Genomic DNA, 11,195 nt, shown 5'->3' on the forward strand with positions numbered 1-11,195 from the left:
GAAAATGCCGGTGGAAAAATCTGGATATCCAGATGCATTGAACGAATCCCTTGGCTTGAATAAAGGCCAAGCTATCGCGCGAGTGTCGGCGCTGACCCTGCGTTGAAGCGTTGCGTTCACGGCCCTCGATTCATGCGAGAGGAAGCGGCATCTAGCTGGATCGGCGTGGATCGTATGGTGCGTAGGTGGGCGCATCGGCGAGCAGCCAAGTAGCGTATCGCCGCGGTAATGCGCTACTTCGCAGAGAGCGTGGCCAGCAGGTTTATCACCATGTTCGGCGTAAAGGTGAACGGCACCCAGCCATAGCCGGTATGGCGGAACACAACCAGTTTCGAGCCATTGTTGTGTGATTGCGTAGCGATCGCCGGATCTTGCGTTGCCGCGAAGCGCCAGCCCGGCGGCAGTGTAGCGGGCGGCTCAGGCGTCATCGAGGCACGCGCGATCGCTAACTCCTCAATGATCGCTGAGATATCGGCGGGCCCGAGCGTAACGGAGTGCTCGCCGAGTGTCACGACGATTTCGTTTTGCGACGGACGGTTGAAGTGCAACTGAGGCGGTGTTGAATCGTTGGCCGTTTTTGTTGCCGGGTCAGCCAGAGCCGCCGAATCTGCCGAATCTGCCGGCTCGGCGCTGGCGAGGTGGTCAATCAGCCGTTGCACCGCGTCGATCTGTTCGTGAAGCTCCATACTTCTGCCCTGATTGAGATGAGGCTGTAATTTTACTCGAGGTGCCAGGCACAGCGACCGGCTGGCTCGTCGCGCGTCATTTTTGTGCGTAAATCCAGCCATTTCTAGCACGTCGATCGCCATGAAGACGCTAAGCTCCCGTATCATTAAGGCTTTTGTAAGCTTATTCCCGGATTTTTGAAGGAGTCGCATGCCTCACGACATCAGCCTTATCACTCTGATCGCAACCGGGCTCGGGCTCGCGATGATCCTCGGCTACGCCGCGTCGTGGTTCAAGATGCCGCCGCTGGTCGGCTACCTGCTGGCCGGCGTGCTGTGCGGGCCCGCGACGCCGGGTTTTGTTGGCGACGTGGCGCTTGCCGGCCAGCTTTCCGAGATCGGTGTGATGCTGTTGATGTTCGGCGTCGGACTGCATTTCTCGCTCGATGACTTGCTGGCCGTCAAGCGTATCGCTGTGCCCGGCGCGATCGTCCAGATCGCGGTGGCGACGGCGCTCGGCATGGGCACGGCGATGTGGTGGGGCTGGCCGGTCGGTGTGTCGCTCGTCTTCGGGCTGGCGCTGTCAGTGGCCAGCACGGTCGTGTTGCTGCGCGCGCTGGAGGCGCGCGGCCAGCTTGATTCGGCCAACGGTCGTATTGCGGTCGGTTGGTTGGTCGTTGAGGACCTGGTCATGGTGCTCGTGCTGGTGTTGCTTCCACCGTTGGCCGGCCTACTCGGCGGCTCGCCGGACGGCAACCATGACGCGGGACTGACCGAAGCGCGCGCCGCCGCGCCGCAGCCCAGCCTGTGGGCCATGATCGGCGTGACATTCGCGAAGGTCGCCGCCTTCATCGCATTGATGTTGGTGGTCGGCCGCCGGGTGTTCCCGCGCCTGTTGTTCCTGGTGGCCCGCACCGGCTCGCGCGAGCTGTTCACACTGTGCGTGATCGTCGCCGCAGTGGGTGTGGCGTACGGCTCGGCACGCCTGTTCGACGTGTCGTTCGCGCTGGGCGCCTTTTTCGCCGGCATGATGATGCGCGAGTCCGAGTTCAGCCATCGCGCGGCGGACCAAACGCTGCCGTTGCGCGACGCGTTCTCGGTGCTGTTCTTCGTGTCGGTCGGCATGCTGTTCGATCCCCACGTGTTGATCAACGCGCCGTTACACGTGCTCGGCGTGGTCGCGATCATCATGGTCGGCAAGACCGTGGCGGCGGTGGCGCTGGTGCTGGCCTTCCGCTATCCGCTGAACAGCGCGTTGACCGTCGGCGCGAGCCTTGCGCAAATCGGCGAGTTTTCGTTCATCCTGGCTGGACTGGGGATGTCGCTCGGCTTGTTGCCAAAAGAGGGGCAGGACTTGATCCTGGCCGGCTCGCTGATCTCCATTGCGTTGAATTCGCTCGTGTTCGCCGCGATCGAGCCGGCGCAGGCATGGATCCGTAGTCGTTCCAGCCTAGCGCGACGGATGGAATGCCGCGAGGATCCGCTCGCTGCGTTGCCGATGACGGTGCCGCAGGCGCACCTGACCGGCCAAGTTGTGATCGTCGGCTATGGCCGGGTCGGGCGTCGTGTCGCGCAGACGTTGGCCGCACATCGGATTCCGTATGTGGTGGCCGAGCAGCATCGCGATATCGTCGAGAAGCTGCGCGCCGAGCAGGTGCCCGCCGTGTGCGGCGATGCGTCCGATCCGATGGTACTGGTGCAGGCGCATGTCGCTCGCGCCGGGATGCTGGTGGTGACGTTGCCGGACACATTCGATGTTCGCAAGATCGTCGACACCGCCCGCACGCTGAACCCGTCTATCGAAGCGGTGTTATGCACTGACAACGACGACGAGGCCGCGCTGCTCCAATCGGAACGAGTCGGCACCGTGTTTGTTGGGGATAGCGAGTTGGCGCGCGGCATGACCTCGCACGTGCTGTCGCGGATGACGGGCGCCGCGACCGCGGGCGGTGTCGATGCAACCGGTGCGTCGGGTCACCTGCGATGAAGGCTACGTCGGGTTTGACCGGATGTCAAGTGGTTGAGCGAAGCATGACAATGTTGGCCGAATGTGCGTAAAAGTTATCAACAGTTTCTGTGGATAAACCTGTGGTGAACCCAGCCGAAACCTAGTCAATCTGGGGTTCCGATCGGGATCACCGCGTTGCATAGGTGGCCCTGGACTGCAACGGGCGCACAGAAAGGTTATATTTCCGGGATGGAAAAAAGACAGAATAGGGCATTCGGGATGTCATCCGACATGCCACCGCCGCCTCGGCAATGGGATGCGCGGCTCGCTCGCCGGCTCGTGATGCCATTGAAGGACACCTCGGTCACGCCGAACTACCTGACGACGCTGCGCCTGTTGATCGGCCTGGCCGGCGCGGCCGCGCTGGCCAGTGGGGGATATGGTTGGGCCAACGTTGGCGCGTTGCTGATCGTGCTATCCAATTTCGTTGACCATACGGACGGTGAGTTGGCTCGCATCAGCGGTAAATCGAGCCGCCTGGGCCACTTCTACGACCTCGCGGCGGACGCGCTGGTTACGATCGGGCTGTTCGTCGGCATGGGGTTGGGTGTCCCCGCCGATGTGCACTCAACGTTGCCGGCGGCGCCTGTATGGCTCGGCTGGGTGGCCGGCCTAGCTGTGGCGTTGATTTTCTTCCTGCGCATGCGCATCGAGCAGCGCGCGGGCAAGGCCGGCACGCGCCAGGCGTTTTTGGCCGGCTTTGAAACCGAGGACGTACTTTACCTGCTGCCGTTGGTCACGTTGCTGGATGGCGTGACGCCGTTCCTGTTGGCGGCGGCAATCGGCGCGCCACTGTTCGCGGTGTGGGTCGCGATTGACTATCGCCGCACAATGCGGCGGGGCACGGGGGCTGCTGCGGCAACCCATTACGGCACGACGCCATGACTGTCGCGGCCGGACTGGCCCGCGACGGCGCGGGCGCTGGACATCAGGGCAGCACGGCAATGGACGCGTCGTTGCACGAACGCATCGCGACGCTCGATACCGAGCTGCTGCGCGAGACGTTCGCTGACCAGGGCGCGTTCCTGTTCCTCGACACATTTCTGGCGTCGGACGTGACTGTCCGGCTCGTGGACGCAGTGCGCCGGGTCGACGGCGCAGTGAACCGCAACTACCTGCCTGGACACAAGCAGGGCGGCAGTGTCAGCAGGCATGCGATCGACCGGCTTGCACCGATGATCGCCGAATTGTATCGTTCGCCAGCGTTGATCCGCTGGCTGGAGGCACTGTGCGGGGACTGCCTGATGGCCTGTCCTGACACGGATCCTCACGCATACGCGCTCTATTTCTATACCAAGCCCGGTGATCATATCGGCTGGCACTACGATACGTCGTACTACAACGGCCGGCGATACACGCTGCTGCTGGGCGTGGTTGACGAATCGTCGTGCAAGCTGGAATACCGGCTGCACACTCGTGAGCCGGGCATACCCGTCGTCGAGGCGGCAGTGCAGTTGCCGCCTGGCGCTCTGGTCTTTTTCGATGGAGACAAGCTGCATCATCGGATTACGCCGCTGGGCGCGAACGAGCGGCGCGTATCGTTGACATTCGAGTACGTGACCGATCCGAGCATGGGGCGGTTCCAGCGGTTCGTATCGAACATGAAGGACGCAATCGCTTACTTCGGTTTTCGACAAGTATTTCGGCAGTGGACCGGCAGGCGAACGCGCACATGACACGTGCAGCGTGGATTTCGTTGACGATCGGCGCGTCGCTGTTCGTCGGGCTGCTGGCATGGCAGGGTATCGCACCGTTGATGGCCGCGTTGTCGGCCGCCGGCTCAGGCTTGCTGCTCGTGGCCGCGTTCCATGGTCTGCCGATGGTGGTCGACGCGGCGGCGATCCGTGTGCTGGCGAGTGAGCGCGGCGGTGTGCTGGCGGGTGAACGCGGCGGCGTGACGATCGGTGACGCGCTGTTGACGCGCTGGGCAGGCGAATCGGTCAACAGCCTACTGCCGGCCGGCCAGATCGGCGGGCCGTTGCTGATGGTGCGGCATCTGGCGCAGCGTCGATTGTCGCTGCCGGAATCGGCGGCGGTGATCACCGTCAGCACGACGTGGCAAACGATCGCGCAAGTCGTGTTCGCGCTGCTGGGTCTGGCGGTGTTCGCGGCTGATGCGGCGCATGGTGCGCTCGGCGGTCTGCGCACGCCGTTGCTGGCCGCGAGCGCGGGCTTTGCGCTGCTGCTGTACGGTTTTTACCTGGCGCAACGGCGGCGCTTGTTTGGGCGGCTCTCACGCGTGATGTCTAAGCTGTCGGCGGGACGCGACTGGTCGGCGCTCTTCGAGCGCGCCGATGCGGTGGATGCGTACGTAGCCACGCTGTATCGGCAGCCGCGCGCGGTGGCGGCAAGCTTCGCATTGAGCCTGTCCGGCTGGATCATTGGCACCGGGGAAGTCTGGCTGATCCTGCAGTTGATTGGACATCCGGTCGGCTGGGTTGATGCACTGTTGCTCGAGAGCATTGGGCAGGCCATCCGCGGCGCGGCGTTCATGATCCCGGGCTCGCTTGGCGTGCAGGAGGGCGGGTACCTGCTGCTTGCGCCGCTGGTCGGCTTGCCGCCGGACACGGCTCTCGCGCTGTCGCTGGCCAAGCGCGCCCGCGAGATCCTGCTCGGCGTGCCGGGCCTGGTGTACCTGCATTTTTCTGAGCGCGGCTGGCAACGCCGCCGGGCTATGCGGATGCCGGCGGCCGACTAGCGTGCCGGATAGCGCAACATGTTGATTTGAGCGCCTCGCCCGGCGCTGCGAATCAACACTCATAGACGAATCACACGGGAGCATCAGTGCGCGCCATTATTCTTGCTGCGGGTCGCGGCCTGCGCTTAGTCCAGCCCGAGAACAAGCACTCACCCAAATGCTTGCTACAGTTCGACGGCATGACGCTGCTCGAGCGCCATTTGCATTGGCTCAGGGCAGCCGGTGTCGACGAAATCGTACTGGCCTTGGGCTTTCACCACGAGATGATCGAAGCCGAGCTGCTGCGCCTGTGTTGGACGCCGCCGCCGCGCTTCGTGCTTAACTCGGACTACGAGCTGGGCAGCGTGCTGACGGTGCACACGGTATCCGACGCGTTGTGCGCGGGTGGAGACGTGTTGCTGATGGATGCCGACGTGCTGTACGACGAGCGTCTCATGCTGCCGCTGGTGGCCGGCGAGCATGCGAATCGGTTGCTGATCGATCGTGATTTCGAGCCGGGCGACGAACCGGTCAAGCTATGCTTGCGTGACGGTGTGCCCGTCGAGTTGCGCAAGCAGGTCGCGGCCGACCTGCGGTACGACACGATGGGCGAATCGGTCGGGTTTTTCCGCCTGACTGTGGGGGCCGCGCGGCGTCTGGCGCAGATCGCGGCCGACTATGTCGGCAGCGGCCGCGCGAATTTGCCACACGAGGAAGCGCTGCGGGACCTGCTGCTCGAGCGCAGCCATGTTTTCGACGTGGCCGACGTGACCGGTGCACCATGGATCGAAATTGATTTTGCTGCGGACGTCGAGCGTGCGAGAACGCAAGTGCTGCCCCTGCTGCAGCCGGTGTTCGCCGCGAGTACGATCGTGTCGCGTTGAGACAGGAGCTTATTGAATTCATGAACGCCCCCGATACCTTGGTTGTGCGCGCGCAAAGCCGTGCGGCGCGGCTGCGCCGCATGCTGACTTCCGATAAGCTGGAATTTATGATGGAGGCGCACAACGGGCTGTCCGCGCGGATCGTGCGCGAAGCGGGTTTTGATGCCATCTGGGCGTCAGGCCTAGCGATCTCGGCGCAATACGGTGTGCGCGATAACAATGAGGCGAGCTGGACACAGGTGGTCGACACGCTGGAATTCATGGTTGACGCGAGCGACCTACCCATCCTGCTTGACGGCGATACCGGCTACGGCAATTTCAACAACGTCCGGCGGCTGGTCAAAAAGCTGGAGCAGCGCGGCGTGGCCGGCGTGTGCATCGAGGACAAACAATTCCCAAAGACCAACAGCTTCATCGGCGGCGAGCGGCAGCCGTTGGCGGATGTCGATGAGTTCTGCGGCAAGATCAAAGCCGGCAAGGATTCCCAGGATGATCCGGATTTTTCGATTGTCGCGCGGGTTGAGGCGTTGATTGCCGGCTGGGGCATGGACGAGGCACTGCGCCGCGCCGAGGCGTATCACGCGGCTGGGGCCGATGCGATTCTGATCCACAGTAAGCTGGCGCGGGCCGACGAAATCGTGGCATTTGCACGTGAATGGGCTCATCGCGCGCCGCTGGTGATTGTGCCGACGAAGTACTACAGCACGCCGACGCAGGTCTTCCGCAACGCGGGCATCAGTGTCGTGATCTGGGCGAATCACTTGATACGCGCGGCCACGTCGGCGATGCAGGCCGTCGCCAAAGAAATTCACGACAGCGAGACGCTGGTCGGCGTCGAGGACCGGATCGCATCGGTCAACGAGATTTTCCGCTTGCAAGGCGCGGACGAATATTCAGCCGCCGAGCGGGTCTATTTGGCCGCGCGCGCGCCGCGCGCGGCGGTCGTGCTGGCCGCGAGCCGGGGACGCGGGCTGGAGGCGGTCACCGCGCAGCGGCCCAAGGTGATGTTGCCGATTGCGGGCAAGCCGTTGTTGCGCTGGCTTGTCGATGGCTTTAAAAAGCAGGGCGTGAACGATATCACGGTCGTGGGTGGCTACCGTGCCGATGCGATCGACACGGCGGGCATCCGCCTGGTGGTCAACGAACGGCACGAGACGACCGGTGAACTGGCGTCGCTCGCGTGTGCGACGCAGGCGTTCGAGCACGATACCGTCATCTCGTATGGCGATCTATTGTTTCGCAGTTATATCCTGCACAACCTGGTCGAAAGCGACGCGCACTTTTGCGTGGTCGTCGATTCGTCGCAGACGCAGCCGACCAACCAGAGCGTGCGCGATTTCGCGTACTGCTCGGGTGGCGACGACCGGGGCCTGTTTGGGCAGAAGGTCGTGCTGCGGCGCGTGAGCAGCGAGGCAGCCGCGCCAGATGGCACGGTGCCGCACGGGCGTTGGATTGGCCTGCTGGGCGTGCGTGGCGAAGGACGCGACAAACTTCGGCGTATTTTTGCGACGTTGCGCGAGCGCGGCGACTTTGATTCGCTGGATATGCCGGCGCTGCTCAATGCGCTAGTTGACGCCGGCGAGCAGATCGAAGTGCAATATGTGCACGGACACTGGCGTGGCGTCAATGATCTGGATGATTTCCGCCGGGCGGCGGATTTCGCCCATACGCAGGTACCGATCGCAGAGGCGAGCGCCGGAGGTGGCAATGATTGACGCGGCGCAGTTTGTTGATGCGGCGCGCGAACGCGGATTCGACTGGTACGCGGGCGTGCCGTGCTCGTTTTTAACACCTTTCATCAACTACGTGTTGCAGGCGCCATCGCTGCATTATGTGAGCGCGGCAAACGAGGGAGATGCGGTCGCACTGATCGCAGGCACGACGCTGGCTGGTCGGCGCGGTGTCACGATGATGCAGAACTCCGGGCTCGGCAACGCCGTCAGTCCGCTGACCTCGCTGACCTGGACGTTCCGGCTGCCGCAGTTGTTGATCATCACCTGGCGTGGCCAGCCGGGCGTGGCCGACGAGCCGCAGCATGCGTTGATGGGGCCGATTACGCCGGCGATGCTCCAGACGATGGAGATTGCATGGGAGACCTTTCCGACCGACGCAGCGGATATCGGTCCGGCATTGGATCGGGCGATCGCGCATATGGACGCTACCGGTCGGCCCTATGCGCTGGTCATGCAGAAGGGGAGCGTCGCGCCCTATCCGCTGCGCGGCGCCACTGCCCACGCACGGCGCGCGGCGGTGCCGGTCGAATCGACGCTGCGCGGCACGTCCTGTGACGCATTGCCGTCGCGCAGCGACGTACTGCGCGGCGTGATCGACGCAACACCGGTGCAGGGCAGCGTGGTATTGGCGTCCACCGGTTTCTGTGGTCGTGAACTGTATGCGCTGCACGACCGGCCAAACCAATTGTATATGGTTGGCTCGATGGGCTGCGTGATGACGATGGCGATCGGACTCGCGCTGGCGCGGCCTGACCTGCGCGTGGTGGCGCTCGATGGCGATGGTGCCGCGTTGATGCGCATGGGCGCGTTTGCGACGCTGGGCGCCTATGGGGCGGCCAACCTCGTGCATATTGTGCTAGACAACGGCGTGCACGATTCGACTGGTGGCCAGGCGACCGTATCACCTGGCATGTCGTTCGCGGGCGTGGCCGCGGCGTGTGGGTACGGGCTGGTGATTGAAGGGGACGATCTCGGTGCGCTGCGGCGGGTTTTCAACGCCGAGCCGCTCGGCGACGGGCCGCGTTTCGCGTGTATCAAAATACGGCCCGGTACGCCAGAGGGCCTGCCACGGCCATGCGTGACGCCGGAGCAAGTGAAAAGGCGCTTGATGAACCACATCGCACATGGTGCGGGAGGCCGCTGATGCTGTTACTGAACCCGGGGCCGGTCACGCTGACGGAACGCGTGCGACAGAGCTTGCTGCAGCCCGACCTGTGCCATCGCGAGCCGGAATTCTACGATTTGCAGCAAGAGGCGCGCGAACGCCTGTTGGATGTCTATGCGCTCGATCCCATCCAGTGGCAAGCAGTCCTGATCACTGCGTCGGGCACGGCCGCGGTGGAGAGCATGGTTGCCGCGCTGGTGCCGGAGCATGGCCGCCTGCTGGTGGTGGAGAACGGCGTGTATGGCGAGCGGATCACGCATATCGCACGTCACTATCGGATTAACCACGAAGTGGCGGTACATCGATGGATCGACGCGCCCGATGTCCAGGCGTTGGCGGCGTGGCTGGATGACGCGGCGCGCGCGCAACGGCCGTTTACCCACGTTGCGCTGGTGCACCATGAGACGACTACGGGCCGCTTGAACGATCTCGGGGGCGTGCTCAACGCGTGTCGCGCACGCGGCGTCGGCGTGCTGCTGGATGGCGTTAGCAGCTTCGGTGCAGAGGCGATCGACTTTGCCGATCCTGCGCTCGTCGCGGTCGCGGCGACAGCGAACAAATGCTTGCATGGGGTGCCGGGGGCCTCATTCGTCGTGGTGCGTCGCGCGGCGCTGGCCGACGCGGCAAGCCGGGCGTTTTACCTAGACCTTGGGCGGCTGGCGTGCTTGCAGGACGAGCACAATACGCCGTTTACGCCGTCGGTGCACGCCTATTACGCGCTGGTCGAGGCACTGCGCGAGCTTGAGGACGAGGGCGGCTGGCGCGAGCGTCATGCGCGTTATCGCAAGCTGGCCGAGCAAGTGCGTGACGGTTTGGCGCGCCTGGGCGTGGATGGCGTACTGCCGCCGCAGGAATCGTCGGTCGTGCTGCGCGCGTACCGGTTACCGCCGACGATTGACTACGTCCAATTGCACGATGCATTGAAACTGCATGGATTCGTCATCTATGCGGGGCAGGGCGGCTTGGCGGCCGAGTTGTTCCGCATCTCGACGATGGGCAATCTGACGGCGCACGACATGGACCGGTTGCTGCGTGCGTTCGGACAGCTGCTGGCGTGAGGCGGCGGGCATCGCCTCGGCTCCGGTGCGGCGGCGCAGCCCGGCTCCGGTGTGGCGGCACAGCAGGATCGAACCAGTCGGCCGGCACAGACCGGCGTCATACGGATAACCACGATGACCCAACTACTTTCCACGATCGACCATCCCGCCCAGCTGCGTTCGCTGTCGCGCGCGGATTTGAAGGCGCTGGCCCATGAACTCAGGGCCTTCGTGCTCGACAGCGTGTCGCGCACCGGCGGTCACTTGTCGTCCAATCTCGGCACCGTCGAGTTGACGATCGCGTTGCACTATGTGTTCGAGACACCGAAGGACCGGATTGTTTGGGACGTCGGCCACCAGACCTATCCGCACAAGATCCTGACCGGGCGGCGGGACCAGATGAGCACGCTGCGCCAGTGGAATGGCATCTCGGGTTTCCCCCGCCGCTCGGAGTCGGAGTTCGATGCGTTTGGTACCGCCCATTCGAGCACGTCGATTTCGGCGGCGCTGGGCATGGCGGTAGCAAGCAAGCTCAAGGGTGAGCATCGTCGTGCGATCGCGGTGATTGGCGACGGCGCGATGACCGCCGGCGAGGCATTCGAGGCGCTGAACAACGCCGGCGTGTGTGAGGACATCCCGTTGTTAGTGATCCTGAACGACAATGACATGTCGATTTCGCCGCCGGTTGGCGCATTGAACCGGTATCTGGTCAAGCTGATGTCCGGACGCTTCTACGCGAGTGCGAAGGAGGGCATGCGCAAGATTTTGCCGCCGCCGATGCTGGAACTTGCGCACAAGCTTGAGGAGCATGCGAAGGGCATGGTCACGCCGGCGACGCTGTTCGAAGAGTTTGGCTTTAACTACATCGGTCCGATCGATGGGCATGACCTCGATGCGCTAATTCCGACGCTCGAGAACCTGAAGCAGATGAGTCGACCACAGTTCCTGCACGTGGTGACGAAAAAAGGCCAGGGCTACAAGCTGGCCGAGGCCGATCCGGTGCTGTACCACGGTCCGGGCAAGTTT

10 protein-coding genes are annotated in these 11,195 nt (G+C 63.7%); 9 read left to right on the forward strand and 1 reads right to left on the reverse strand.

What is annotated here, in order from left to right:
* Nucleotides 1-233 precede the first annotated feature (233 nt).
* Nucleotides 234-809, reverse strand: a complete 576-nt coding sequence (locus KQH55_RS09265) for a hypothetical protein (protein ID WP_306666081.1) — start codon at nucleotides 807-809, stop codon at nucleotides 234-236.
* 67 nt (nucleotides 810-876) lie between these two features.
* On the opposite strand from KQH55_RS09265, the gene ybaL reads away from it, so the two are divergent.
* The 9 genes from ybaL to KQH55_RS09310 all read left to right on the forward strand — a co-directional run.
* Nucleotides 877-2,652 (forward strand): YbaL family putative K(+) efflux transporter, encoded by a 1,776-nt coding sequence (gene ybaL, locus KQH55_RS09270; protein ID WP_076794437.1) that lies wholly within the window; start codon nucleotides 877-879, stop codon nucleotides 2,650-2,652.
* 210 nt (nucleotides 2,653-2,862) lie between these two features.
* The gene (locus KQH55_RS09275; RefSeq protein WP_076788349.1) at nucleotides 2,863-3,558 is read left to right on the forward strand and encodes a CDP-alcohol phosphatidyltransferase family protein; all 696 of its coding nucleotides are present in this window, start codon (nucleotides 2,863-2,865) and stop codon (nucleotides 3,556-3,558) included.
* Entirely contained in the window at nucleotides 3,555-4,349 is a 795-nt protein-coding gene (locus KQH55_RS09280) for a 2OG-Fe(II) oxygenase (protein WP_076794435.1), read from the forward strand. Before KQH55_RS09275 ends, KQH55_RS09280 begins: the two co-directional genes overlap by 4 nt.
* On the forward strand, nucleotides 4,346-5,371 hold the full coding sequence (locus KQH55_RS09285) for a lysylphosphatidylglycerol synthase domain-containing protein (protein ID WP_076794638.1): 1,026 nt from the start codon (nucleotides 4,346-4,348) through the stop codon (nucleotides 5,369-5,371). Before KQH55_RS09280 ends, KQH55_RS09285 begins: the two co-directional genes overlap by 4 nt.
* 86 nt (nucleotides 5,372-5,457) lie before the next feature.
* A complete protein-coding gene (locus KQH55_RS09290) occupies nucleotides 5,458-6,234 on the forward strand; it encodes a phosphocholine cytidylyltransferase family protein (RefSeq protein ID WP_235090660.1) in 777 nt (258 codons plus the stop codon).
* A gap of 20 nt (nucleotides 6,235-6,254) precedes the next feature.
* The gene (aepX, locus tag KQH55_RS09295) at nucleotides 6,255-7,949 is read left to right on the forward strand and encodes a phosphoenolpyruvate mutase (RefSeq protein WP_076794433.1); all 1,695 of its coding nucleotides are present in this window, start codon (nucleotides 6,255-6,257) and stop codon (nucleotides 7,947-7,949) included.
* Nucleotides 7,942-9,111, forward strand: coding sequence for a phosphonopyruvate decarboxylase (aepY, locus tag KQH55_RS09300; protein WP_076788342.1), 1,170 nt, complete (start codon nucleotides 7,942-7,944; stop codon nucleotides 9,109-9,111). The genes aepX and aepY overlap by 8 nt, the downstream gene beginning before the upstream one ends.
* Nucleotides 9,111-10,190, forward strand: a complete 1,080-nt coding sequence (locus KQH55_RS09305) for a 2-aminoethylphosphonate aminotransferase (protein WP_235090661.1) — start codon at nucleotides 9,111-9,113, stop codon at nucleotides 10,188-10,190. The genes aepY and KQH55_RS09305 overlap by 1 nt, the downstream gene beginning before the upstream one ends.
* A 114-nt stretch (nucleotides 10,191-10,304) precedes the next feature.
* A partial coding sequence (locus tag KQH55_RS09310; RefSeq protein ID WP_235090662.1) for a 1-deoxy-D-xylulose-5-phosphate synthase N-terminal domain-containing protein occupies nucleotides 10,305-11,195 on the forward strand: 891 nt, incomplete at its 3' end.

Source organism: Mycetohabitans sp. B3 (assembly GCF_021498065.1).
In the GTDB taxonomy this organism is placed as follows: Bacteria; Pseudomonadota; Gammaproteobacteria; order Burkholderiales; family Burkholderiaceae; genus Mycetohabitans.